The organism is Comamonas sp. A23 (genome assembly GCF_004522605.1).
In the GTDB taxonomy this organism is placed as follows: Bacteria; Pseudomonadota; Gammaproteobacteria; order Burkholderiales; family Burkholderiaceae_C; genus Comamonas; species Comamonas thiooxydans.
In genome coordinates, this window is record NZ_RSDT01000003.1 from 530,205 (window position 1) to 553,884 (window position 23,680).

At 62.9% G+C, this 23,680-nt stretch carries 21 protein-coding genes and 2 tRNA genes; 5 read left to right on the forward strand and 18 right to left on the reverse strand.

Going from position 1 to position 23,680, the window contains the following annotated elements; translation table 11 throughout:
• Positions 1-162 precede the first annotated feature (162 nt).
• From miaB to modA, 6 genes are all read right to left on the reverse strand, one after another.
• Positions 163-1,491: a tRNA (N6-isopentenyl adenosine(37)-C2)-methylthiotransferase MiaB gene (miaB, locus tag EIC84_RS10695; RefSeq protein ID WP_003071003.1), complete on the reverse strand. Its 1,329-nt coding sequence runs from the start codon at positions 1,489-1,491 to the stop codon at positions 163-165.
• A 157-nt stretch (positions 1,492-1,648) separates the two neighbouring features.
• Complete coding sequence (locus EIC84_RS10700; protein WP_003071006.1) at positions 1,649-2,053, reverse strand: hypothetical protein; 405 nt, start codon at positions 2,051-2,053, stop codon at positions 1,649-1,651.
• A 96-nt stretch (positions 2,054-2,149) separates the two neighbouring features.
• Positions 2,150-3,013, reverse strand: coding sequence for a formate dehydrogenase accessory sulfurtransferase FdhD (gene fdhD, locus EIC84_RS10705; RefSeq protein WP_003071008.1), 864 nt, complete (start codon positions 3,011-3,013; stop codon positions 2,150-2,152).
• Positions 3,014-3,070: 57 nt separating this feature from the next.
• Positions 3,071-4,156 carry a molybdenum ABC transporter ATP-binding protein gene (modC, locus tag EIC84_RS10710; protein ID WP_003071011.1) on the reverse strand — a complete coding sequence of 362 codons (1,086 nt, stop codon included), beginning with the start codon at positions 4,154-4,156 and terminating at the stop codon, positions 3,071-3,073.
• Complete coding sequence (gene modB, locus EIC84_RS10715) at positions 4,153-4,833, reverse strand: molybdate ABC transporter permease subunit (protein ID WP_003071014.1); 681 nt, start codon at positions 4,831-4,833, stop codon at positions 4,153-4,155. Before modB ends, modC begins: the two co-directional genes overlap by 4 nt.
• 181 nt (positions 4,834-5,014) lie before the next feature.
• On the reverse strand, positions 5,015-5,809 hold the full coding sequence (gene modA / locus EIC84_RS10720; RefSeq protein ID WP_003071017.1) for a molybdate ABC transporter substrate-binding protein: 795 nt from the start codon (positions 5,807-5,809) through the stop codon (positions 5,015-5,017).
• A 97-nt stretch (positions 5,810-5,906) separates the two neighbouring features.
• Here modA and EIC84_RS10725 point away from each other — a divergent pair, with 97 nt between their 5' ends.
• Positions 5,907-6,779, forward strand: coding sequence for a TOBE domain-containing protein (locus EIC84_RS10725; protein WP_034363534.1), 873 nt, complete (start codon positions 5,907-5,909; stop codon positions 6,777-6,779).
• 164 nt (positions 6,780-6,943) lie between these two features.
• On the opposite strand, the gene EIC84_RS10730 is transcribed toward EIC84_RS10725, so the two are convergent.
• The 4 genes from EIC84_RS10730 to mdlC all read right to left on the reverse strand — a co-directional run bounded on the left by EIC84_RS10730 (position 6,944) and on the right by mdlC (position 11,652).
• Entirely contained in the window at positions 6,944-7,960 is a 1,017-nt protein-coding gene (locus tag EIC84_RS10730; protein ID WP_003071023.1) for a tripartite tricarboxylate transporter substrate binding protein, read from the reverse strand.
• A gap of 30 nt (positions 7,961-7,990) precedes the next feature.
• Positions 7,991-8,962, reverse strand: coding sequence for a tripartite tricarboxylate transporter substrate binding protein (locus tag EIC84_RS10735; protein ID WP_003071026.1), 972 nt, complete (start codon positions 8,960-8,962; stop codon positions 7,991-7,993).
• Positions 8,963-9,065: 103 nt separating this feature from the next.
• Entirely contained in the window at positions 9,066-10,007 is a 942-nt protein-coding gene (locus tag EIC84_RS10740) for a ketopantoate reductase family protein (protein WP_003071029.1), read from the reverse strand.
• A 28-nt stretch (positions 10,008-10,035) separates the two neighbouring features.
• Positions 10,036-11,652 (reverse strand): benzoylformate decarboxylase, encoded by a 1,617-nt coding sequence (gene mdlC / locus EIC84_RS10745; RefSeq protein WP_003071032.1) that lies wholly within the window; start codon positions 11,650-11,652, stop codon positions 10,036-10,038.
• A gap of 111 nt (positions 11,653-11,763) precedes the next feature.
• On the opposite strand from mdlC, the gene EIC84_RS10750 reads away from it, so the two are divergent.
• The gene (locus EIC84_RS10750) at positions 11,764-12,669 is read left to right on the forward strand and encodes a LysR family transcriptional regulator (RefSeq protein ID WP_003071036.1); all 906 of its coding nucleotides are present in this window, start codon (positions 11,764-11,766) and stop codon (positions 12,667-12,669) included.
• A gap of 156 nt (positions 12,670-12,825) precedes the next feature.
• Here the strand turns inward: EIC84_RS10750 and EIC84_RS10755 are convergent, their stop codons facing one another.
• The 7 genes from EIC84_RS10755 to EIC84_RS10785 all read right to left on the reverse strand — a co-directional run bounded on the left by EIC84_RS10755 (position 12,826) and on the right by EIC84_RS10785 (position 19,477).
• Positions 12,826-13,995, reverse strand: a complete 1,170-nt coding sequence (locus EIC84_RS10755; RefSeq protein WP_003071038.1) for an MFS transporter — start codon at positions 13,993-13,995, stop codon at positions 12,826-12,828.
• Positions 13,996-14,369: 374 nt separating this feature from the next.
• Positions 14,370-14,446 (reverse strand) — tRNA-Met (locus EIC84_RS10760).
• Positions 14,447-14,575: 129 nt separating this feature from the next.
• Positions 14,576-14,652 (reverse strand) — tRNA-Met (locus tag EIC84_RS10765).
• Between the two features lie 73 nt (positions 14,653-14,725).
• Positions 14,726-15,505 carry an enoyl-CoA hydratase gene (locus EIC84_RS10770; protein ID WP_003071040.1) on the reverse strand — a complete coding sequence of 260 codons (780 nt, stop codon included), beginning with the start codon at positions 15,503-15,505 and terminating at the stop codon, positions 14,726-14,728.
• 96 nt (positions 15,506-15,601) lie between these two features.
• The gene (locus EIC84_RS10775) at positions 15,602-17,419 is read right to left on the reverse strand and encodes a M61 family metallopeptidase (RefSeq protein ID WP_003071043.1); all 1,818 of its coding nucleotides are present in this window, start codon (positions 17,417-17,419) and stop codon (positions 15,602-15,604) included.
• A gap of 94 nt (positions 17,420-17,513) precedes the next feature.
• On the reverse strand, positions 17,514-18,221 hold the full coding sequence (locus EIC84_RS10780; protein WP_003071046.1) for a DsbC family protein: 708 nt from the start codon (positions 18,219-18,221) through the stop codon (positions 17,514-17,516).
• A gap of 128 nt (positions 18,222-18,349) precedes the next feature.
• Positions 18,350-19,477, reverse strand: coding sequence for an FAD-dependent monooxygenase (locus EIC84_RS10785; RefSeq protein ID WP_003071048.1), 1,128 nt, complete (start codon positions 19,475-19,477; stop codon positions 18,350-18,352).
• 164 nt (positions 19,478-19,641) lie between these two features.
• On the opposite strand from EIC84_RS10785, the gene EIC84_RS10790 reads away from it, so the two are divergent.
• The 3 genes from EIC84_RS10790 to ychF all read left to right on the forward strand — a co-directional run bounded on the left by EIC84_RS10790 (position 19,642) and on the right by ychF (position 22,331).
• Positions 19,642-20,529 carry an MOSC domain-containing protein gene (locus tag EIC84_RS10790; RefSeq protein ID WP_003071051.1) on the forward strand — a complete coding sequence of 296 codons (888 nt, stop codon included), beginning with the start codon at positions 19,642-19,644 and terminating at the stop codon, positions 20,527-20,529.
• Positions 20,530-20,635: 106 nt separating this feature from the next.
• Positions 20,636-20,959: a hypothetical protein gene (locus EIC84_RS10795; protein ID WP_003071054.1), complete on the forward strand. Its 324-nt coding sequence runs from the start codon at positions 20,636-20,638 to the stop codon at positions 20,957-20,959.
• Between the two features lie 274 nt (positions 20,960-21,233).
• Entirely contained in the window at positions 21,234-22,331 is a 1,098-nt protein-coding gene (gene ychF / locus EIC84_RS10800) for a redox-regulated ATPase YchF (RefSeq protein WP_003071057.1), read from the forward strand.
• Between the two features lie 629 nt (positions 22,332-22,960).
• On the opposite strand, the gene EIC84_RS10805 is transcribed toward ychF, so the two are convergent.
• Positions 22,961-23,329, reverse strand: coding sequence for a DUF1428 domain-containing protein (locus EIC84_RS10805; protein WP_003071059.1), 369 nt, complete (start codon positions 23,327-23,329; stop codon positions 22,961-22,963).
• Between the last annotated feature and the right edge of the window lie 351 nt (positions 23,330-23,680).

The following is a 23,680-nucleotide window of genomic DNA, read 5'->3' on the forward strand; positions in this document are numbered from 1 at the left end:
CTTGGCCCCAATAGGCCACCATCCTAGCGGCGGATTGAAGAGGTGTGTGCCATCCGGCAAGGCATCACCATTTGTTACAGAATTTATAACCAGTCATGAAAAAAGCCTGCCTTGGCATTGCCGGCAGGCTTTGTGTGGATGAGGCCGGGGACTGTCGGGTTGTCAATCCTTGACCAGGACTTCGCCGCGCAAGGTGTAAGCCTTGGCTTCGGTAATCTTCACATCCACCATCTGTCCGATCAAACGCTCGTTGCCGGGGAAGTTGACCACGCGGTTGCAATAGGTGCGGCCCATCAGCTCGCTGCCGTCGCGCTTGCTCACGCCTTCGACCAGCAGACGTTGCACCGTGCCGACACGCTCTTCGCTGATCTCCTTGATGTTGGTGTTGATCACGGCTTGCAGCTCCTGCAGGCGGCGCAGCTTGACTTCGTGCGGCGTGTCGTCGTGCAGATTGGCAGCAGGCGTGCCGGGGCGGGGGCTGAAGATGAAGCTGAACGAGTTGTCGAAGCGCACATCGTGGATGAGCTTCATCATCTTCTGGAAGTCCTCCTCGGTCTCGCCGGGGAAGCCCACGATGAAGTCGCTGCTCATGGCCAGATCGGGGCGGATGGCACGCAGCTTGCGGATGGTGCTCTTGTATTCCATGGCCGTGTAGCCGCGCTTCATGGCCATGAGGATCTTGTCGCTGCCATGTTGCACGGGCAGATGCAGATGGCTGACCAGTTGCGGAATCTTGGCGTAGGCCTCGATCAGGCGCGGCGTGAACTCGTTGGGATGGCTGGTGGTGTAGCGGATGCGTTCGATGCCGGGAATCTCGGCCACATATTCCAGCAGCAGCGCGAAGTCGGCCATCTCGCTGCTGTCGCCCATCTTGCCCAGGTAGGCGTTGACGTTCTGGCCCAGCAGCGTGATTTCCTTCACGCCCTGCTCGGCCAGGCCCGCGACTTCCACCAGCACGTCCTCGAAGGGGCGGCTGACTTCTTCGCCGCGCGTATAGGGCACGACGCAGTAGCTGCAATATTTGGAGCAGCCTTCCATGATGGAGACAAAGGCCGAAGCGCCTTCCACGCGCGCCGGCGGCAGGTGGTCGAACTTCTCGATTTCGGGGAAGGAGATATCGACCTGGGGCTTGGCCTTGGCCGCACGCTGATTGAGCAGCTCGGGCAGGCGGTGCAGGGTCTGGGGGCCGAAGACCACATCGACAAACGGAGCGCGCTTGATGATCTCTGCACCTTCCTGGCTGGCCACGCAGCCGCCCACGCCGATCAGCACGCCTTTTTCCTTGAGATGGCGGATGCGTCCCAGATCGCTGAATACTTTTTCCTGGGCCTTCTCGCGCACCGAGCAGGTGTTGAACAGGATCAGGTCGGCCTCGTCCACGTTCTGTGTGGGCTCGTAACCCTGGGCCGCGCCCAGCACATCGGCCATCTTGTCCGAGTCGTACTCGTTCATCTGGCAGCCAAAGGTTTTGATAAAGACTTTCTTGCTCATGGGGCGCTCTTGTCAGGTGGGCTTGCAGAGTCTGCAAGCACAAAGTGATAGCGGCTGGCGCTTGCCATCACTCGATTTGGATATGGAAACAGTTCGAAAAGCTTGCTGAAAAAGCGCAAGCAGCTCGTCAATCAATAGCGGCCGGCGCGGGCCGGACTCAGCTGCCGAACACGCGCTGCAGCAGGGTGCGCGGCTGGATCGGCTTGTATTTCTCGATTTCGGCCGGGGTCAGAATCCAGGCCGTGTGCAGACCCTGGGTCTGCGGCTCGATCACATAGCCCACCAGCAGCTTCTGGCCTGCATAGTTGCTGGCAAAGACCAGGCTGCGTTCGCGGCTGAACAGGCGAAAGCCTGGCGTGGTGCGAATGGTCGTGCCGTTGATGGCCACTTCGGGGAAATGGGTGACCGTCAGTTCGCCGAACTGCGCCGTGGGCGGAAAGTTGCGCGTGTCGTCCGAGGGCAGGCCCTGGGCCAGGGCCGGCAGGCTGGCGCTGGCGGCAGCAGCCAGCAAGGCGCAGCCCCAAAGGCGGCGGCTGAAGCGGGTGGTGGTGCAGCGGTTCATGGTGTATATCCAGGGGCTGATCGTGGGGCGGTCAGAGCTGGAGTCATGGCCGCAATGCCGTGATTCTAGAGGCTGGCGCTTGGCAGCAGGGCTTGCTCAGGCTTTGCCGCCCGCAGCATAGAGCACGGCCTTGGGCGGGCGGCACAGCCCCCAGAAGCGCAGGCCCGTCAGCTCGGCCATGCGCACGCCCATGACGGTGGGCGCGGAAATCGTGGCCAGCGCCGCGATGCCGACCTTGGCGCATTTGCGCACCAGTTCATGGCTGCCGCGGCTGGACAGCACTACAAAGCCGGGTTCGCCGAGGCGGCCTGTGCGGGCCAGCCGGCCGACCAGCTTGTCCAGCGCATTGTGGCGGCCCACGTCTTCGAGCACATCCGTGATGTCGCCGGCCAGCGTGGCCCAGCCTGCGGCATGGATGGCGCCGGCCTCGGCATTGAGAATCTGGTGTGGCGGCAGGGCGTCAATCGCCTTGAGCACGGTGGCTGCGTCTACCCGCTCCAGCCAGTCCTGGGGCGGCAGGGCATCAAACGACAGATCCAGCGCCGCAAAGCTCTCGACTCCGCAGACGCCGCAACCCGTGCGGCCCGTCATGCTGCGGCGTTTGTCCTTGAGCCGGGCAAAGCAGCGCGAGGCGATGTCGAGCTGCACTTCCATGCCGTCCATGCCTTCGGGCAGGCCGGCCGCAGCGGCAGACACGGGACGGGCTTCGATGCCGTAGCAGTCAGCGGCACTGTCGATGATGCCCTCGGTCAGCGCAAAGCCCAGCGCAAAGTCCTCCACATCGGTGGGCGAGCCCATCATCACCGCATGCGAGATGCCGTTGAAGACCAGCGCGATCGGCACCTCGGCCGCCAGCACGCGCTCCTGCAGCTCCTGCTTCCCGGCGTTGAAGAAGCTCACGGCATGGGTGTGCAGCGGTGCTATCGGCTGGACAGGGATGGGGCAGGCGGACTCGGTCATGGGCTGATGATAGTCAGCAGGCGCATCCCTTGCCGGCAAGGGGCGGATGCGCTGCGCTCAGTCCAGCAGTGCCATTCCCTTGATCTGTGCATACACCGGCATGCCGGCCTGCAACTGCAAGGCCTTGGCCGAGTGCCGGGTGATTCTGGCCAGCAGCCGGGTGTCGCCCGCCTGCAGCGAAACCATGACCTGCCCCGGCCCATCCTCGCGCAGGCCCAGCACCTGCACCGGCAGGATATTGAGAATGCTGCTGCCCTCGGGCCTGAGCAGACTCAGGCTGACATCGCGTGCCTGCACGCGCAGCGGTACCTGGCTGCCCGGCTCGCGCGGTCTGGCCATGACGAGTTGGAGCCGGCCTCCGTCGAAGATCAGGGTGCTCAGATGGTTGGCAGCGTCATGGGCCTGCACCGTGGCATGGACCACGCTGGAGGCCACGTCTCCATGGGCCAGCGGCAGGTCGAGGCTGGAGAGCAACTCGGTGACGGAGCCCTGCGCCAGCACCTTGCCCGCGCCGAGCAACACCATATGCTGGGCCAGGCGCGCAACCTCGTCCATGGAGTGGCTGACATAGATCACTGGAATCCGCAGATGCCGCTGCAACTGCTCCAGATAGGGCAGGACTTCGGCCTTGCGCTGGGCGTCGAGCGCGGCCAGGGGCTCGTCCATGAGCAGCACTTCGGGGCTGGTGGCCAGAGCCCGTGCAATCGCCACGCGCTGGCGTTCGCCGCCCGAAAGCGTGGCAGGCATGCGATCCATCAGATGGCCGATGCCCAGCAGCTCCACGGCCCGCTCCTTGGAGACCTTGCGGCGCTCCTGCGGCGTGCGCCTGAGACCGTAATCGATATTGCGCTGCACCGACAGATGCGGAAACAGGCTGGCCTCCTGGAACACATAGCCGAGTGCGCGCTGGTGCGTGGGCAGCCATTGCCGGCTGGCATCGTCCTGCCATACGGTCTGGTTGACGGTGACGCGACCTTGCGCCCGCTCCAGCCCGGCGAGGCTGCGCAGACAGCTGGTCTTGCCGCAGCCCGAAGGCCCGAACAGGGCCGTGACCCCCTGGCCGGGCAGTTGCAGATGCACATCGAGTTCAAAGTCCGGCCGGCCCAGCCTGAGCTGTGCGGTGATGAAATTGGTGGCTGTCATGCGCGGCGCTCCGCTTTGGGTTGCAGCCAGTTCAAAGCCAGCAGAACGATGAAGGAGAACACCACCATGCCGGCCGCCAGCATATGGGCGTGGCCGTACTCCATGGCTTCCACATGGTCGTAAATCTGTACCGAGACGACGCGCGTGACGCCGGGGATGTTGCCGCCCAGCATCAGCACCACGCCGAATTCGCCCACGGTGTGGGCAAAGGTCAGCACGGCGGCGGTGATGAAGCCGGGGCGCGCCAGCGGCAGGGCCACGGTCAGGAAGCGGTCCAGCGGACTGGCGCCCAGGCTGGCGGCCGCCTCCATGGGGCGCGGGCCCAATGCCTCGAAGGCACGCTGCAGCGGCTGCACGGTGAATGGCATGGAGTAGATCAGCGAGCCCACCACCAGGCCGGCAAAGGTGAACGGCAGATTGCCCAGGCCCATGGCCTGCGTGAGCTTGCCTATGGGTCCATTGGGGCCCATGGTGACCAGCAGATAAAAGCCGATGACGGTGGGCGGCAGTACCAGCGGCAGCGCCACCACGGCACCGATCGGGCCACGCCAGCGCGAATGGGTATGGGCCAGCCACCAGGCCAGCGGTGTGCACAACAGCATGAGCAGCACGGTAGTCACGCCCGCGAGCTTGAGCGTGAGCCAGATGGCTGCGTAGTCTTCGGCATTCAGTTGCATGGAATCAAAAACAGGACTTGCGCAAACAAGCATGCACAACGGACATTTCTATCGGCAAAGCACCATGTCCGATCCAAATTTGCGCAAGTCGTAAAAAAAGACCCTTGGAGCGCCCAGCTTAGCCGAGCAGCGCCAAGGGTAGAGCGGATTGGTTTGAGCTCCAGGATTTGCCGGTCAAGCGTCAGAAGCTATAACCATAGGAGCGGATGATGTCATGTGCCTTGGTGCTGCGCAGGTACTTCATCAGAGCCGCAGCGGCTTCGTTGTCCTTGGCGCTGTTGAGCACAATGGCGTCCTGGCGAATGGGTTCATGCATGTTGCCGGGCACCTGCCAGGCCGAGCCCTCGCGGATCTTGCCGTTCTCCATGACCTGGGACAGCGCCACAAAACCCAGCTGCGCATTGCCGGAGGCCGCGAACTGGTAGGTCTGGGCGATGTTCTCGCCCATCACCACCTTGGGCTGTACCTGTGCGCTCAGGCCGAGCTTGTTCAGCACTTCCATGGCAGCTGTTCCGTAAGGGGCCAGCTTGGGATTGGCAATCGCGATGTGCTTGTAGTCGCCGCTCTTGAGCACATCGCCCTTGTCGTCCACATAGCCGGCCTTGGGGCTCCACAGCACCAGCGTGCCGATGGCGTAGGTGAAGCGCGAATCGGTCACGCCCTTGCCTTCCTTGGCCAGCTTCTCGGGTGTGGTGTCATCGGCGGCCAGAAGAATGCCGAAGGGTGCGCCGTTGTTGATCTGGGCATAGAACTTGCCGGTGGCGCCAAACGACAGCTCGGCCTTGTGGCCGGTATCCTTCTCGAACTCGGCCGCAATCTTCTTCATGGGCGCGGTGAAGTTGGCGGCCACGGCGACCGCCACTTCCGCGGCCTGCGCCTGCGCAGACCACAGGCCCAGCACGACTGTGCCGATCACGGCTGCAGAGCGAGCCAGTTGAAAGGAAAAACCGGTGGAGCGGGCAGTGATCTGAGTCATTGAAATTTCGCTATTCATTAATGGAATAGCGAGTGTAACGTGAATGAACAACTGAGGTCGAGCGAGGAAATTGGCTGTCAGGGCATGATGGCGGTCTATGTCAGACACAGAAAATTTCGAACAAGAACAATTGGATATGGCCGGCGACGAGGCTGTGTCGGGTGGCGCACTATCGTCCGACTCGGTTTCCCAGGCGCTGGGCTATGACATGGCCGACCGTCGCATTGCCATCCTGCGCGGGATTGCGCAAAGCGGCTCCATCTCCCAGGCAGCACGTGACGTGGGCGTGAGCTACAAGGCAGCCTGGCAGGCCATCGATACCCTGACCAATCTGGCTGGCGTGCCGCTGGTCGAGCGCAGCGTGGGCGGCGCCGGGGGCGGCGGTGCACAGATCACGCCGGCGGGCGAAGAATTGCTGCATGCTGCCGAGGCCATGATGCGCTTGCGCAGCGAGTTGCTGCAGCGCATGCAGGCCGGCACGCCCGGTGGCGGGCAGCCCAATCTGGGCCTGATGACCAGCATGCGCAATCAGTGGCCTTGCAGCGTGCTCAAGGTTGAGTCCATAGGCGGGCAGATCCGTGTCTGGCTGCGTGCCGCAAGCGATGCAGGCTCGGACTGGACGATTGCCGCGCGCATCACGCCCGAAAGCTATGAGCTGCTGGGTCTGGCACCCGGTGTGCAGGTGCTGGCGTTGTGCAAGGCCACGGCCGTCAAGGTCTGGCTGGGGCAGGAGCGGCCTGCGGGGTCCACGCAGCCCATCAATATCTGGCCTGCCGTGGTGCAGCGCGCGACCTATGGCGCAGCTACGGTGACGGAAGAGAGCCTGGCTTCCGACGAAGCCATCTGTCGTTTGAGCTGGGGTGCTCAGATCGTGGGCTTTGCGCCGGCCATGAGCGGACTGGTGGCCAATGACAATGTCTGGCTGGAGGTGGCCGAGTCTGCGGTAGTGGTGGCGGTGGCCTCCCACTGAAGCACGACTTGCGCAAATTCGGATCTGACTCGGTGTTTTGTCGGCAGGCACGCCTGTTGAGCATTCTTGTTTGCACAAACCAAAAAGTGACCGCCGGTCCTTTCAGACGGGCGGTCAAAAGGGAGTTTTCGGGCAACCGGACTCCCACGTTGAACTGAAATTTCTTAGTCCACTTTCAAGCCGATTTCCTTGATCAGCGGTGCAAAGCGGGCGCGTTCCTTGGCATGGTGGTCCACGAAGTCCTGGCGGCTCATGCGCGGCTCGGGCGTGGCACCCAGGCCCTGGATCACATCGACCACGCTCTTTTGCTCCAGTGCCTTGATCACGCTGGCGCGCACGGCATCCACCACGGGGGCGGGCGTGCCGGCTGGCGCGTAGACGCCGAACAGTGTGTCGGCGTCGAAGCCCGGCAGGCCGCTTTCGGCCAGCGTGGGTACCTTGGGGTACAGAGGCGAGCGGTGCGGGCTGCCTATGGCCAGCAGCTTGAGCTTGCCGGCCTCGACCTGCTTGAGGCCCGGGCCCGGATCGAACCAGTATTGCAACTGACCGCTGAGCACATCGGTCAAGGCCGGACCGGCACCCTTGTAGGGAATATGGCTGGCATCGACCTTGGCCGCGCGCTTGAACATCTCACCGGCCAGATGAGGCGAGCTGCCCGGGCCTGGCGAGCCGTAGGACAGCTTGCCCGGATTGGCCTGCAGGTGCTTGATGAAGTCCTGCACATTGCTCACGGGAAGGCTGGGGTTGGTTTCCAGAAACACATGCACGCGTGCCACGGCCGCCACGGGGATCAAGTCCTTTTCAGGGTTGAACGGCAGCTTGCTGTAGATCAGCGGATTGATGCTGATGCCACCGCCGCTGCTCAGCAGCAGCGTATAGCCGTCCTTGGCAGAGCGCACGGTTTCGCTGATACCGATATTGCCGTTGGCTCCGGGCTTGTTGTCCACCACCACGGACTGGCCCAGCACCTGGCTCATGGTGGGAGAGATCGCGCGCCCCATCACATCGGCGGCGCCGCCAGGAGCGAAGTTCACGATCAGGCGGATGGGGCGATCCGGCCATGTCTGTGCCTGGGCGGCCGGTGCCAGGCAAAGCGCCATGCCCAGGCTGGCCCAGCCTTTGGCGATCAGGGCGCGCAGCGGCCTGTGCGCAGAGGGGCGTTGAGTGATGGGAGTCTCCATATGCGTTTTCCTGCTTGTCATTGATATCGATCAGTCCAGCTTGATGCCTGCGGTCTTGATGACCTCTCCCCAGCGTTTCTTCTCGGAGAGCCAGAACTCGCGCATCTGCTCTGGGGTGCTGGGCAGGGGCTCCAGGGCCAGGGCCTCGAAACGGGCCTGCACGGCCGGCGTCTTCAGGGTTTCCTGCAGCGTCCTGGACCACATCTGTATGGTGGCGTCATCCGTGCCCCTGGGGGCGACCAGGCCCTGCCAGGCGAAGGCCTCGAAGCCGGCCACGCCCTGCTCGATGAGCGTGGGCGTCTGGGGCAGGCTCTTGAGTCGCTGAGCACTGGCCACGCCGATGGCACGGACCTTGCCGGCGTTGATGTGGGGCAGGCCTGCGGCACTGTCCACCAGCATGAAGGGAATCTGGCCTCCGATCACATCCAGCATGGCCGGGCCGGCGCCGCGATAGGGCGCGTGGGTCATCTTCACGCCCATCTTCTGGGCCAGCAGTTCGGTGGCCAGGTGGTGCGGGGTGCCCAGCCCGGGAGATCCATAGCTGAGCTTGCCGGGGTTGGCCTTGGCCCAGGCAGCGAACTCCTGGAAGCTGCGCACCGGCAATTCGTTGTTGACGACCAGCAGCAGCGGAAAGCGTGCCAGCAGGCTGATGGGGACGAAGTCCTGCTCGGCGTTGTAGGCCAGCTTGGGGAACAGATGCGGGTTGGCGGCCAGGGTGGCGAAGTCGGCGGTGAAGACCAGGTTGCCATAGTCGCGCGAGCGCGCCGCATATTCTGCGGCGATGTTGGTGCCGGCGCCCGGCTTGTTGAGCACCACGATGTTGCGATGGATAGGCTTGGCCCAGGCTTCGGCTACGCCCCGAGCCACAGCATCCGAGCCGCCGCCTGCGGCAAAGCCGACCACCCATTCCATGGGCCTGCCGGACGCCTGCTGGGCGTGGGCCGTACCCAGCATGAGCTGTACACCGCAAGCAGCGCCGGCTTTGAGAAAGGTTCTGCGCATGTTGTCTCCTTGTTGTTGAATCCGTGGGCCCGGTCCCTGCTGTCTTTCTCTTTGTTTTGCTGTCTTTCCCGAGCCTTCGATGCGTCTTCGCCGAGTCCTGGTCCTATGGCGTGCGCTGCTGCGTCATGCTGATGAGCTGGTGCAGGGTGCGTGTCATGGGCGTGGCAATGCCATGCCGCTCGGCCACGCGCACCACCGCGCCGTGGATGGAATCGGTCTCGGTGGGGCGCCCCGCCAGCAGGTCCTGCAGCAGCGATGGCTGGTGTCCCACATGGTGATTCAGAGCGTCCTCCACCGTGGCCTGGATGCGCAGGGCGTCCACAGCGATGCCATTGGCCGCAGCCACAGCAACGACCTCGCCCAGGACTTCGCGGATCAGGCTGCGGCCCAGGGGGCTGGCCAGTCCGTCCACGGTCTGGCGCGTGATGCCGCACAGACCGTTGAAGGCTGCATTGAAGGCCAGCTTTTCCCAGATGGCGGTCTCGACCTCGGGATCGATCTCGCAATGCAGTCCGGCGCGGTTGAGGTCGTCGCAGAAGTCCTGGAAGCCGGCGTCCACCTGCCCGGTGCGCGGCATGAAGCGGATCTTGCCGCTGCCCAGCGAGCTCACTTTTCCTGGAGCCAGCAACCGGGCCGGCCATGTCGTAACACCCACGGCGATCTGCTGGGCATCGGCAAATCCGTGCAGGGTCTCGATATGTCCTATGCCGTTTTGCAGGCTGAGCAGCAGGGTCCCGGGCCCTATCAGGTGGGCAATGCTTTGCAGCGCAGCCTGGGTGTGGGCGGCCTTGGTGAAGATCAGCCAGCGCGCGGGCGGCTGCGTCAGCTCGTGGGCCTGCTGGGCCTGAACGTCGGCGTGCAGCGGGCCCTGGTCGGTCTCGCAGTGCACGCCGTGCTCGCGTATGGCCTGGAGCAGCTGCGCGTTGACATCCACCAGCGTGACGGGGATGCCGGCCCGGGCCAGCCGGGTGCCGAACAGGGTGCCCATGGCCCCCGCTCCCAGGATGCCGACAGTGGCCGCTTGCGGCTCTTGTGTGTTGTGCATGTCTTGTCTCCGAGGGTGTGGGGCCGGGTCAGGCGACCTCGACCTCGACCAGAGTGGCACGCGGGCTGTGCAGGGCGTTCCGCAGAACCTGGGGCAACTGGGCTGCGTCGGTGACGCGCACGCCGTCGCAGCCCTGGCCCTTGGCCAGGGCCACGAAGTCGATATCGGGAAGGTCCGTTCCTTCGACCTTCTCGCCCTCACGGTAGCCGAACACCCTGGAGAAGTCCTGCAGGGCAGCGTAACGGCGGTTCTTGACAATGATGTAGGTGACCGGCAGCTTCAGATGGGCTGCGCTCCACAGTGCCTGGATGGCGTACATGGCCGAGCCGTCGCCGATGACGCCTATGACCTTCTTGTCGGGCCTGGCCAGCGCGATGCCTACGGAAGCAGGCAGGCTGTGGCCCAGCCCGCCGCTGCACATGGTGAAGAAGGTCTCGGCAGCGTAGATGGGCAGATGGGCCTGGATGATGGAGCGCGAGCCAGGTGCCTCCTCGACGATGATGCTGTCGCGCGATCGCACCTGGGCCAGTGTGTGCATGAGGAAGGCATCGGTCATCAGCTCGCCCGGCTCGGGTGCCGCCGGGGCGGGTATGGCGGGCCGGGGCTGGAGCGCAGGGCGTGGATGTGTCAGGGGGCGGGCCAGCAACTCCTGCACGCCCATGCGGATATTGCCCACGGCCGCGTCGCCCACGGGCGCCCAGGCGGCGATGGCGGGGTCCTCGATGAGCTGGAAAAGCTGCGTGCCTTCGGCGATGAAGGGGCCGTGACCTTCGACGTGGTAGGTGAAGGCCGGTGCGCCGATGACGAAGACCACGTCATGGCCCGAGAGCCTGTCCACGATGCGCTCGCGCATGGCCGGCAGGAAGCCGCCGAACAGCGCATGGTCCTCGGGGAAGCCGCAGCGCCCGCTCATGGGTGCCACATAGACGCGCGCCTGGTGGCGTTCGGCCAGGGCCTGGACGGTCTCGAAGGCCTGGCTGCGGTCCACGGCCGCTCCGACCACGAAAGCCGGTGCGCGCGCACCCTCCAGCGCCTGGCCTATGGTGTCCAGCAGGCGTGGGTCGGGTCGGGTCTCGAAGCCGACTTTGCGCAGCGTGATGGGCTCGCAGGGCACATCCCAGTCATCGGCGGGAATGGAGACGAAGACCGGGCCGCGCGGCTCCTGCATGGCGATGTAGTAGGCGCGCGCCAGGGCCTGGGGCACGTCCTCGGCGCGTGCGGGCTCGCAGCTCCACTTCACATAGGGCTTGGGCAGCTCGGCGGCCTGGTTGGAATGCAGGAAGGGGTCGAACTGCAGCAGCGAGCGCGTCTGCTGGCCGGCCGTGATGACCATGGGCGTGCGGTTCTTGAAGGCCGTGAAGATATTGGCCATGGCGTGGCCCACGCCGGCGGCCGAATGCAGGTTCACGAAGCTGGCATTGCGCGTGGCCTGGGCATAGCCGTCTGCCATGCCCACGACCACGGTTTCCTGCAGGCCGAGGATGTACGAGAAGTCCTCGGGATAGTCGCGAAACAGGGGCAGCTCGGTGGAGCCCGGGTTGCCGAAGATGCGCGTCATGCCCAGCTCGCGCAGCATGTTGATGACGGCGTGGCGTACGGTGAAGACCTCGGCGGCCTGGGCATTGGGGGTGGTGTTGGCAGGCAAAAAATTCTCCTTGGATCGGGCTGGCACTGGGCCTTGGCACTGTTGGCATCAATCCTGCCTTTGGAGATAATTTCCAGCAATTGAATAAATCATCTAAGAGATATTCGTTTAATGGATATATCAGGTCTGGATCTCAATCTGTTGCGTGTTTTCGATGCGGTGTTCCGCCACGGCAGCGTCAGCCGCGCTTCGCAGGAGCTGGGTCTTTCCCAGCCCGCAGCCAGTCAGGCGGTGACGCGGCTGCGCCATTTGCTGGGCGATCCGCTGTTCGAACGCATGCATGGGGGTGTGCGCCCCACGCCGCGTGCCGAGCGGCTGGCTCAGGCGGTAAGAACTGCACTGGCAACGCTGGAGGTGGCCTTGGCAGAGGCGCACAGTTTTGATCCCTTGCAGGCGAATCAGTGCTTTCGCATTCACCTCAGCGATATCGGCGAGGCGCGCTTCCTGCCACCGCTGATGCAGGCCTTGCGTGAGAAGGCCCCGAATGTGCAGCTCGAAACCCTGCCCATGCCCATGGGCGAGATTGCCGATGCGCTGGATCGCGGCTCGCTGGATATCGCCATCGGCTTTCTGCCTGGTGTGACGGGCACGCAGCAGAAGGTTCTGCTGTCCGACCACTACGCCCTGTTGCTGCGTCAGGGGCATCCGGTGCTCAAGGGTTTGAAGGCCGAGAGACTGAGCGCTGAACATTTGCGCGGGCTCGACTATGTGGCCGTGCGCTCGCATTCCGAGACGCTGCGCATTCTGCGCAAGCTCGAGTTGCAGGATCAGGTGCGGCTGTCGGCGGCCCACTTCATGGCCGTGCCTTCCATCGTGCATCAGACGGATCTGGCCGTCATCATGCCCGCCGAGATTGCCGAGACCTTTGAAGCACAGGGCGGATATGTGGTGCTGCAGGCCGATCTGCCAGAGAGTGCTTTCGATGTCTCTTTGCACTGGAGCTGGCGCTTTGCGCAGGAGCCCGCGAACCAGTGGCTGCGGGAATTGGTCAGCGAAGTGTTCGGGCAGCGCAGATAAGGGGCTAAGTCCCCACACGTACCCGCTTCGTGTGGCAGCTGCCCCTGCGTCGGGCGCCCAAGCGGAGGCTTGTTGCCTTGGGCTGACTCAGCGGCAATAAAAAAGCGCCAGGCTATAAGGCTCTGGCGCTTGATGGGTCTGCGATGGCAGCTATCTTTAATGAAGTTCCTTGCCCTTGAGCTCGGGAATCAGAAAGACCGTGGCCAGCATGTCCAGCACATAGATGGCGGCCAGCAGGGCAATGGCCACCTGAAAGGAGTAGGCCATGGCCAGCGCACCGATGACGACCGGGCCCAGGCCGCCGACGGCGCGGCCGATGTTGAACAGCACGTTCTGAGCCGTGGCACGGGCTTCGGTGGGGTAGGCTTCGCTGATGACGGCGCCATAGCCGCCCATCATGCCGTTGACGCACAGGCCCATGATGGCTCCCACCCACAGCATGGCCGTGGCATCGGTGAGCTGGGAATAGGCCAGCACCGAGATCACGGAGCCGAGCTGGAAGATCAGGAAAGTGGGCTTGCGGCCGATGCGGTCGGCCAGCTGGCCGAAGACCCAGATACCCAGCGACATGCCGACGATGGTGACAGCCGTCCACACCGACGACTTGGTCAGGCTGAAGCCCATCTGCTTGGACAGAAAGCTGGGCATCCAGATCATGATGCCGTAGTAGCCGAAGTTCTGCACCGAGGTCAGCACGATCACGCCCAGGCTGATCTTGCGCGTGGCCTTGTCCTTCATCAGCAGCTTCAGGCATTGCATGGCCGAGGGCTGCTCCTTCTTGCTGCGTGCCACGAACACTTCGGGCTCATGCAGCTTGTTGCGGATGACCCAGGCCACGACAGCGGGAATCACGCCGACCAGAAACATGCCGCGCCAGCCTATCGAGGGCAGCAGCAGCGGGGTCAGCATGGCTGCGCCCAGCACGCCCAGCTGCCAGCCCAGCGCCACATAGGACGAGACGCGTGCGCGATGGCGTGCGGGCCAGGCCTCGGCGGCCAGGGCCATGCCGATGCCGAACTCTCCGCCCAGGCCGATGCCGGCAATGGTGCGGTAGATCAGCAAGTCCCAGTAGCCTTGTGCAAAAGCACACAGGCCGGTAAAGACGGCAAACAGCACGATCGTCCAGGTCAGCACGCGGATGCGGCCATATCTGTCGCTGAGCATGCCGAAGACGATGCCGCCGAAGACGGCGCCGATCAAGGTCCAGGTCACGAGAGAGCCAGCCTGGCCGGGCGTGAGGTTCAGGTCCTTGGAGATGGCCGAGAGCATGAAGCCCAGAATCAGCAGATCAAAGCCGTCCATGGCGTAGCCGACGGCCGAGCCCATGAGTGCTTTCCAGCTGTATCCGTTGACTTCTGTTGGAGCGGCGGGCGCGGCTATGCCTGCCACGGCGCCTGTGGTTGGTGTGGTCACGGGAGAGTCCTTGAGCGAAGACGGACTTGGGGTGCCTGCAGGCCGGCTTTTGCAGAAAAAAGCAGGCCCTCGCTGGGCGCAAGACCAGCGCGCGGGCACGCAGCGTGCGTGCAGCATCCTTGAGGTGCAACGGGCACGAAAAAGTCCTTGAAGGGGAGGTTTGAGCGGCTGGAGCATGGCGGCGCGGACTGCGTTGATTTCTGCAGGGCAGAAAGAGCAGTGCGGCGCCATGTCGCCTCTGTAAAAAGCGAAAAGCCCCAGCTGCGTGAGCAACTGGGGCCTGGATTTGGTGGTCGTAGCGGGACTCGAACCTGCGACATCAGCATTATGAATGCTGCGCTCTAACCAACTGAGCTATACGACCGACAGCCCGCAATTGTATAGGAAGAAATTGCCTTGGCAGCCAAGTTGGGATTTTTTGTGTGCAGCCTGCAGCGGTCGCAGGGAGAAAGAAAAAACCGCAGTGCTTTTGCAAGCACTGCGGTTTTCTGTTTGGTGGTCGTAGTGGGACTTGAACCTACGACATCAGCATTATGAATGCTGCGCTCTAACCAACTGAGCTATACGACCGAAGACAGCGATTATATGCAAAAAATGGCTGCTTCAAGTGGTTTGTTGAAATTTCTTGCGAAAAATCTGGTGCTTACTGATGGGTGAAGTTCGCGGGGCGCTTGTTCACAAACGCGTCCATGCCTTCCTTCTGGTCCTGGGTGGCAAACAGGGCATGGAACAGGCGGCGCTCGAACATCACGCCATCGGACAGGCCGCTCTCGAATGCACGGTTCACGGATTCCTTGGCAGCCATCACGGCCAGCTGAGAGAAGCCGCTGATGATGATGGCCGCACCCAGAGTTTCTTCCATCAGCTTGTCAAAAGGCACGACGCGGCTGACCAGGCCGGCGCGCTCGGCCTCGCTGGCATCCATCATGCGGGCGGTCAGAGCCATGTCCATGGCCTTGGATTTGCCCACGGCGCGCGGCAGGCGCTGTGTACCACCGGCACCGGGAATCACGCCCAGCTTGATCTCGGGCTGGCCGAACTTGGCGTTATCGGCAGCGATGATGAAGTCGCACATCATGGCCAACTCGCAGCCGCCGCCCAGGGCAAAGCCGCTGACGGCGGCAATCACGGGCTTGCGGATGCTGCGAATGGTTTCCCAGTTGCGCGTGATGTAGTCGCCGCCATAGGCGTCGGCAAAGCTGTACTTGGCCATGGCACCGATGTCGGCACCGGCGGCAAAGGCGCGTTCGCTGCCGGTAATGATCATGCAGCCAATGCTCTTGTCGGCATCGAACTTCCTGAGCGCATCGCCCAGTTCGTCCATGAGCTGGTCGTTCAGGGCATTGAGCTGCTTGGGACGGTTCAGCGTGATGACGCCGACTTTGTCCGCTTCCACGCGGACTTCGATAGTTTCGTAGGCCAAGTTTGTCTCCTGCTAAAGAATGAATGGCTGCTGTCAAGAATAACCGCTGAGTCTGGCTGCCAGCTGTCGCGCTGCAGCGCCACTTTGGGGCCGGGCTCAGGCCGCAATGCCCGTCAGCCAGCGCTCTGCGGCGGCCTTGTCGCTGATTTCCAGCCCCAGATTGCTGATGGGGCTGGCGCTATCTGCATCCTCGCTGGCGGCTTTGGCGAGCAGGCCGCCCGGGTTCAGCGTCAGCTGCAGGATCTGCTGGTCGCGTGCCACCCAGGCCGTGAGCTGATTGGAGCCGGCCGCGTACAACTGCACATCGTCCAGTTTGCTGATGCGCCAGCGCTGACCATCGGCCTCGACGGCCAGCCACTCATCTCCAGCCATCATGCCGGCCTGCTCGGCAGCGCCACCGCGCAGCACGGTCTTGATCTGCACGCTATGGTTTTCCTGGACGCGCAGACCCAGTTTCTGCGCCAGCTGTGCGGGCTCGGCCCTGCTCTTGATGCCATGCCGGGCCAGCAGCTCGCGCAGCGGCAGGTCCTCGGTGGAATGCACCCAGGTTTGTAGCTGTCCGGCAATCTCGGGGTTGCCCACTTCGCTGACCACGGCCAGTACATCGGCTTCGCTGATGGGGCCGCCTTCACTGCAGCGCCACAGGCCGCGCATCACATCGTCCAGGTTGCTCTTGCCGTGGGCGCGCAGGGCCAGATCGAGGCACAGAGCGACCAGCGAGCCCTTGGTGTAGTAGCTGACCGTGTGATTGGCGGTGTTCTCATCCTGGCGGTAGTACTTGACCCAGGCGTCGAAGCTGGCCTCGGCCACGGATTGCACCAGGCGGCCCGGCGTCTGCAGCACCTGGTTGATGGTGCGTGTGACGAGCTTGAGGTACTGGCTGTTGTCCAGCAGCCCGGCACGGCGCAGGAACAGATCGTCGTAGTAGCTGGTAAAGCCTTCAAAGAACCACAGCAGCTCGGTGTAGTTCTCCTGCTCGTAGTCGTAGCTGGCCAGTTCGGCCGGGCGCAGGCGCTTGACGTTCCAGGTGTGGAAGTACTCGTGGCTGATCAGGCCCAGCAGGGTGTTGTAGCCCTCGCCGGCCTTGGCCTCTCCCTTGCGCGGCAGATCGCGGCGGCCGCAGATCAGCGCCGTGCTGTTGCGGTGTTCGAGGCCGCCATAGTTGTCATCCACCACATTGAGCATGAAGACATAGCGATCCATGGGCGGCTGGCTGCCGTCGGCATGCCAGAAGGCGATCTCGGCCTCGCAGATCTTTTTCGTATCGGCGAGCAGGCGCTCGCCATCAAAGCTGGGTGCGGCACCGGCCACCACGAACTCGTGGGGCACGCCGTCGACCTCAAAGCTGCCGCGCCAGAAGCGCCCCATCTCCACGGGGCAGTCCACCAGCTCGTCGTAGTGGGCTGCCGTGTAGAGGCCGAAGCCGTTGGCATCGACTTGCGCGGGCGTCAGGCCGGTGGCCACCTGCCAGCCCTCGGTGGCGGGGCTGCCGATCAGCTCCAGCGCATGGGGACGCTCTTCCTGGCCATGCACGCGCAGGCACAGGCTGGTGCCGTTGAAGAAGCCACGCCGGCGATCCAGCCAGGCTGTGCGCACCGAGGTGTCATAGGCGCAAACCTGATAGCTGATAACGCATGCTGAATCAGCGTTACAGGCGATTTTCCATTGATTCTTGCTGAGCTGTTGCACGGTCACGGGCTCACCGTTCTGCGTGGCCTTCAAGCCCTGCAGATTCTTGGAGAACTCGCGCACCAGATAGCTGCCCGGAATCCACACCGGCAGCGACAGCAGCTGCTGCGCCGCAGGCTGGGCGATATGCAGCTGCACATCGAAAAGATGGGCTTCCACCGCGCTGGCCTGCACGGCAAAGTGGATGTCGGGGCGAATGCCGGAGGCATTGGGGGCAGAGGTCATGGCAGCTCCAGAAATGCGGGCCGGAGCATGCGAACCTATCGCAGCGTGCCTGAAACTTCATCAGAGGCACGCTGCTCCGGCAATGAGACGGGGATTACTTGGCGGCGGCCAGGTGCTTTTCGACCTCGGCAGCCGAGATGGCGCCGGGCACACGCACATTGTTGGAAAAAATCACGGTGGGCGTGCCGGTGATCTTGTACTTGCGGCCGAAAGCCAGATTGCGCTGGATGGCGGCGGGGTCGCACTGGGCGGCTGGTGCGTTCTTGCTGTTCAGCATCTGCTCATGCCAGGCCTTGGCCTGATCCTTGGCGCACCAGATATTGCGCGACTTCTCGGCCGAGTCCGGGCTCAGGATGGGGTAGAGGAAGAGGTAGATGGTGACGTTGTCCACGCTTTGCAGGTCTTTTTCGAAGCGCTTGCAGTAGCCGCAGTTCGGGTCTTCAAACACGGCCATCTTGCGCTCGCCCTTGCCATGCACGATGGTGATGGCGTCCTTGATGGGCAACTGTTTGAAGTCCACGGCCGTGAGCTGGGTCATGCGGTCTTCGGTCAGATTGCGGCGCGCCTTGGTGTCGATCAGCTCGCCCTGAATCAGATAGTTGCCCTTGGCATCGGTGTAGAAGATGTCCGTGCCCACGCGTACTTCGTACAGGCCGCTCATGGGGGTGGAGCGCACCTCGTCGATTTTCTCGAGCTGGGGAATGCGCTCGGTCAGCGTCTTCTTGAGGTTGGCATCCTGGGCATGCACGCTCAGGCCGAAGGTCAGGCTGGCGGTGGCCAGCAGGCAGGCAACAAGTTTCATGGAAGATGTCGTGGGCTGCAGCGCGCTGCAGCGTGGAAAGAATGAGGTCGGCTGCCATCCACTATGCATGGACGGCAGGGCTGTTGCTTGGAGTACGGACTGAGTCAAGGGTTCCCTGAGCCGTCTTCTCAGAGCAGACCCATGGCCTGCTTGGCCATCCAGGACTTGAGCAGGCCGCTGCGCTCAAAGCCTTTCATGCCCCAGTTGCGCAGCATCTGCACAGGCACTTCGGGACGGGCAAACAGCTGCTGCAGACCGTCCATGGCCAGGCCCATGGGGGCCAGAGATGCCTTGCGCTCACGCTCGTACTGGCGCAGCAGCTTCAGATCGGCGGGGCTGCGCCAGTAGTCGCGCTCCTGAAGGATGCGTGCCAGAGTCTGCACATCGCCCAGGCCCAGGTTCAGACCCTGGCCGGCCAGCGGGTGGACGTTGTGGGCGGCGTCACCCGCCAGCACCCAGCTTTGTTGACTGTTCCTGTCCAGCGGTCCGCACCAGCGGTCGGCCACGGCCTGCTGCAGAGGCCAGGTGGCGCGCTCGGCCACCAGCTCCAGCTGGCCCAGCGCATCCTGGCTGATGGACTGCAGGCGAGTGGTAAAACTTTCTTCGTCGCTTTCCAGCCAGTCAGGCACCAGCGATTGCTCCAGCGACCAGACAACGGCCACTTCGTGACCGTCGGGACCGCCCATGGGCAGAAAGGCCAGGATCCCTTCCGGCGTGAACCACTGGCGTGCAATGCCGCCATGCGGCAGCTCACAGCTCAACCGGGTGGCAATGGCGTGCTGGGAGTAGGGCGTGACGGAGAACTCCACGCCGAATTCGGTACGCGTGCTGCTGGAGCGGCCTTCGCAGACGGCGGTGAGTGCGGCTTCCACCGGCTCCTTGACGATTTCCACCTGGGGTTGATAGCGCACGGCCTCGGCCAGGCGCTGCTCCAGCGCGGGGACATCGACGATCCAGGCCAGTGCCGGCACTTCCTGAGAAGCTGCATCGAACTGGACCTGGCCGTCCAGATCGCCAAACACCTGCATGCCGACCACGGGTGTGGCATCCTCGTCGTCAGGCCAGCAGCGCAACGACTGCAGCACAGTCCTGGAACTGGCATTGAGCGCATAGGCGCGCACATCCTTTTGTTGCGGGGATCGAGGCTGTGGCGGCGCCACCAGCGCCACACGCAGACGCTCACGCGCCAGCAAAAGAGCCAAGGTCCGGCCCACAATGCCGGCTCCACGAATACATACATCAAAGGTTTGCGCCATGTCCGGCATTGTAGGAGGCGCGGACAGGGCCTGCGCCCATAGAGGAAACCTCATGCCATGCGGTCGTCGACCGCAGCCAACTATGTTGTTGATAGCGGGCTGTGCAGGTCAGGCAGGGACTAGAGGGCAAAATGAGAGATGAATCCGTAATCGAAGGAGATGTGATGACCGACACCGCCTATGACGTGCAGGGCCGGATTGCCGAACTGTGGATCTACCCTGTCAAATCCTGCGCCGGTATTGCCGTGCCGAAGGCCGCGCTCTCGCGCCATGGCCTGCAATGGGACAGGCACTGGATGGTGGTCGATGCCAATGGCGATTTCTTGACCCAGCGCAGTCATCCGCGCATGGCGCTGATCAGGCCCGAGATTACGGACGAATACTTGCTGCTGCATTTTCCGGGTATGGACAGCTTGCAGATTCCTTTGCTGGTACAGGGCAACAAATGCCGTGCGCGGGTCTGGAAGGACACGGTCGATGCCTGGGACCTCGGCGAATGGGCCGCGCCTGCACGCAGCTGGCTGAGCCGGGCTCTGGCGCAGGACTGCCATCTGGTGCGCTTTGATGGTTCGCAACCGCGCCGGGCCAGCGAACGCTGGGTGGGCGATGGCGATGCTCCGGTGCATTTTGCCGACGGCTACCCTTTGCTGCTGCTCAGCCAGTCGGCCGTGGACGAGCTCAATCAGCGACTGACGCAGACTGGTGAGGCAGCTGTCGATGCGCGGCGCTTTCGTCCGAATATCGTGATTGCCGATATCGAGGCCCATGATGAAGATCGTGTGGAACAGCTGGATCTGCCCCAGTTGCCCGGTCTGAGCCTGCTGCCCTGCAAGCCCTGTACGCGCTGCCCGATTCCCGATATAGACCCCGAAACCGCCGTACCCGGCACGGCAGTGGGAGATTCAATTTCCATCTATCGCCAAGATCCGCGTGTGGATGGTGCTATTACTTTTGGTATGAATGCCATAGTGCTGGGTCTGCCGGACGTTGCGGATGCTGCAGCAGAGCTGGCTGTGGGCCAGCAACTGGCGGGCAATCTGCGCTTTGATTGAGGGTGTAGGCCTTTGACCCTCAACGACTTGGGGCATCCCTGTAATAGTGATGCAGCAGAACCAGTGTCCAATAAGCCATTGGCAGCAGCAACGAGGGGAGGGTGGCATGGCTGAATTCAAATCTGGCGATTTCGTGGTTCTCACCGGCAGCAGTGCTTTTGCCGGAAAGATCGCTCGCCTGACTTTTCGTGCCCCTGACAGAGATTTCTGTCTGCCGGACGGTCATGGCCATATTGGCTGTGAGGCCGGAGACTGGGTGCTGGAGTTTGCCCAGAAGGTGCCCGCCTTGATGCGCAGCTGTCGGACTCCCTGCATGACCAAATATCTGTGCAGTCCGCAATCCCAGTTCCGACGGCTGGAGGAGACCGCCGGGCTGGAGCAACTGTTTGGCCCCATGCGACAGAGTTCGCCAGCGTTGACCGCTGATTGATCCGACATTTCCCGGACTTTTTCTCCCAAGCCTGTCTTTGCGCAGGCTTTTTTGCTTTCTGGCCGGAACAGCGGCGCAATCTACCGCAGATGAGCAGAGATTGCCGGGTCATTACAATCGGGGGCTTTCCGTGGCCAAACCGGGACGAAACTCTGGGTGAACAGAGTGCCTATGGGTCACGCTTCAAAAGAACCGGATTCGCGACGATGCGGATCGGGCACTTCCGCCACATGGGTGTGGTGCCGGGTAGTGCATTGATACATAAGGAATTTCCATGAGCCTCAAATGCGGCATCGTGGGCCTGCCCAACGTGGGCAAGTCCACTCTTTTCAACGCGCTGACCAAGGCCGGCATCGCCGCCGAGAACTATCCCTTCTGCACTATCGAGCCCAACACCGGCGTGGTGGAAGTGCCCGATCCGCGTCTGGATCAGCTCTCCGAGGTCGTCAAGCCCGAGCGCATCGTTCCCGCTATCGTGGAATTCGTGGACATCGCCGGCCTGGTGGCTGGTGCTTCCAAGGGCGAAGGACTGGGCAACCAGTTCCTGGCCCATATCCGTGAAACCGATGCCATCGTCAACGTGGTGCGCTGCTTTGAAGATCCCAACGTGATTCACGTGGCGGGCAAGGTGGACCCGATTTCCGACATCGAAGTCATCCAGACCGAGCTGTGCCTGGCCGACCTGGCCACGGTGGAAAAGGCTCTGAATCGCTATAGCAAGGCCGCCAAGTCCGGTAACGACAAGGAAGCCGCCAAGCTGGTGGCACTGCTGACTCCCATTCAGGCCGCCCTGAATGAAGGCAAGCCCGCCCGTGTGGTGTCGGTGTCCAAGGAAGATGCGCCCCTGCTCAAGCCTTTCTGCCTGATCACTGCCAAGCCCGCCATGTTTGTGGGCAACGTGTCCGAAGACGGCTTTGAAAACAATCCTTTTCTGGATCGTCTCAAGGAATATGCAGAAGCTCAGGGCGCACCGGTGGTCGCCATCTGCGCCAAGATCGAGGCCGAGATGGCCGAGATGGAAGACGAAGACCGCGATATGTTCCTGCAGGAGCTGGGCCTGGAAGAGCCAGGCCTGAACCGCCTGATCCGTGCTGGCTTCAAGCTGCTGGGCCTGCAGACCTATTTCACCGCCGGTGAAAAGGAAGTGCGTGCCTGGACTGTGCGTGTCGGCGCTACGGCTCCCCAGGCTGCGGGCGTGATTCACGGTGACTTCGAGCGCGGTTTCATTCGTGCCCAGACCATTGCCTTTGAAGACTTCGTCGCTTTCAAGGGCGAACAGGGTGCCAAGGATGCCGGCAAGATGCGCGCCGAAGGCAAGGAGTACATCGTCAGGGACGGCGATGTGATGAACTTCCTGTTCTCCCCCAAATAAGCACGATTGACATGCACCCTGGCCACATATGGATGTCCATGTGTGCCCAGGTGCCATCGTCATCGAAGGGCGTAATCGGCAGATGCTTGCGGCGGCATTGTTGAATCAATCAGTGTCGCGGCCGCAGTCCAGCCCCGCTATCGAGCACCAACGAACGCAGTACAAGGCAGCGCTCAGCTCCGGCTTTGTGCCGGAGGCGGCGATAGCCGGTATCGGCAGGCGGTGCGTCAATCCAGCGAGGGCGGGCTGCTTCTGCTTGCTGAGTCCACCGGACTCAAATTCCCGGGGCGGCGGTACCGCCGCAATTGCAGGCACAACCCACGGCGATAAGTAGCGGTTGCCCATCACGGCTTGTGGAGCTCATGACGCACAGCCCCCTGCATGTCGCCCCACCACACCCATCACTCGCCCGAGAGAGAATGCCCGGATGCGCAAAGGCGATGTCTTTGTGCATCGCGATGAGAGCGACTGCAGCATGCAGGCGCTTTGGACGCAAGGCATGCCATGGCTGGCGCGGGGATCACCGGCGCAGCTAGGTGGAGACCAAGCTGCATTGCATCAAGCAACTGGTGAGAGGGTGATGTCGCCTGGGCTTGAACCTGACAGCTCAATGAGCTGAATATCAGACCTCAGGGCTTCACTTCGACGACTTGCTCGAAACCCCCAAAGATCATGCGCTTGCCGTCGAAGGGCATGGGCGGGTTGCCGGGGGCGGATGGGTCCATGCGTGGGTCTTCCATCATCTTCTTCATGGCTGCGTCGCGCGTGGCCTTGTCCGGCCATTCGACCCATGAAAAAGCCACCGTCTCCTCGGCCGTGGCCTGAACCGAGCGGCGGAAGTCGGTAACTTTGCCATCGGGGACGTCATCTCCCCAAGCCTCGATCACCCTGATTGCGCCCAGCTCGATGAATATCGGGTCGAGCTTGCGCGCGTGCTCTATGAACTTCTGCTTGTTGGCAGTGGGGACAGCGATCACGAAACCATCGATATATGACATCTCTTCACTCCTGCTGAATTGACCGTTAGATGCGGAGCTGGCGCCGCACTCACAATGCCCGCAGGGCCGGTGGCAGCAGTGCTCTCAGCCTGGACCCCTTGAGCGCGCAGATCACGCTCCAGCAATCAGGCTGAGCATGGCCTTTCAACATTGCCTGTGGCGACCGGGAACCTGAGCAGCCAATGCACATGCAGCCTGCTCCTCAACTCGATGTCGGTCGAGTGGTTCGCTGGGAACGTAGTGGCAGTTTTCGCGTTGATCGTAATGCAGCGCAGAAGCTGAAGTTTGTGACAGACAGCTTCTGGCCGTCGGCAAGATCCGTTGCAGCCTTTGCTGCTGCCAGGGCAACAC

Coding starts and splice junctions, on each gene's coding strand:
- modC (WP_003071011.1), bottom strand. CDS start 4,156: ATGACAGCCACCAATTTCATCACCGCACAGCTCAGGCTGGGCCGGCCG.
- EIC84_RS10805 (WP_003071059.1), bottom strand. CDS start 23,329: ATGTCATATATCGATGGTTTCGTGATCGCTGTCCCCACTGCCAACAAG.
- EIC84_RS10790 (WP_003071051.1), top strand. CDS start 19,642: ATGACCGACACCGCCTATGACGTGCAGGGCCGGATTGCCGAACTGTGG.
- EIC84_RS10785 (WP_003071048.1), bottom strand. CDS start 19,477: ATGGCGCAAACCTTTGATGTATGTATTCGTGGAGCCGGCATTGTGGGC.
- EIC84_RS10750 (WP_003071036.1), top strand. CDS start 11,764: ATGGATATATCAGGTCTGGATCTCAATCTGTTGCGTGTTTTCGATGCG.
- fdhD (WP_003071008.1), bottom strand. CDS start 3,013: ATGACCGAGTCCGCCTGCCCCATCCCTGTCCAGCCGATAGCACCGCTG.
- ychF (WP_003071057.1), top strand. CDS start 21,234: ATGAGCCTCAAATGCGGCATCGTGGGCCTGCCCAACGTGGGCAAGTCC.
- EIC84_RS10700 (WP_003071006.1), bottom strand. CDS start 2,053: ATGAACCGCTGCACCACCACCCGCTTCAGCCGCCGCCTTTGGGGCTGC.
- EIC84_RS10730 (WP_003071023.1), bottom strand. CDS start 7,960: ATGGAGACTCCCATCACTCAACGCCCCTCTGCGCACAGGCCGCTGCGC.
- EIC84_RS10795 (WP_003071054.1), top strand. CDS start 20,636: ATGGCTGAATTCAAATCTGGCGATTTCGTGGTTCTCACCGGCAGCAGT.
- modA (WP_003071017.1), bottom strand. CDS start 5,809: ATGACTCAGATCACTGCCCGCTCCACCGGTTTTTCCTTTCAACTGGCT.
- miaB (WP_003071003.1), bottom strand. CDS start 1,491: ATGAGCAAGAAAGTCTTTATCAAAACCTTTGGCTGCCAGATGAACGAG.
- modB (WP_003071014.1), bottom strand. CDS start 4,833: ATGCAACTGAATGCCGAAGACTACGCAGCCATCTGGCTCACGCTCAAG.
- EIC84_RS10735 (WP_003071026.1), bottom strand. CDS start 8,962: ATGCGCAGAACCTTTCTCAAAGCCGGCGCTGCTTGCGGTGTACAGCTC.
- EIC84_RS10775 (WP_003071043.1), bottom strand. CDS start 17,419: ATGACCTCTGCCCCCAATGCCTCCGGCATTCGCCCCGACATCCACTTT.
- EIC84_RS10740 (WP_003071029.1), bottom strand. CDS start 10,007: ATGCACAACACACAAGAGCCGCAAGCGGCCACTGTCGGCATCCTGGGA.
- EIC84_RS10755 (WP_003071038.1), bottom strand. CDS start 13,995: ATGGGCTCGGCCGTCGGCTACGCCATGGACGGCTTTGATCTGCTGATT.
- EIC84_RS10780 (WP_003071046.1), bottom strand. CDS start 18,221: ATGAAACTTGTTGCCTGCCTGCTGGCCACCGCCAGCCTGACCTTCGGC.
- EIC84_RS10725 (WP_034363534.1), top strand. CDS start 5,907: ATGTCAGACACAGAAAATTTCGAACAAGAACAATTGGATATGGCCGGC.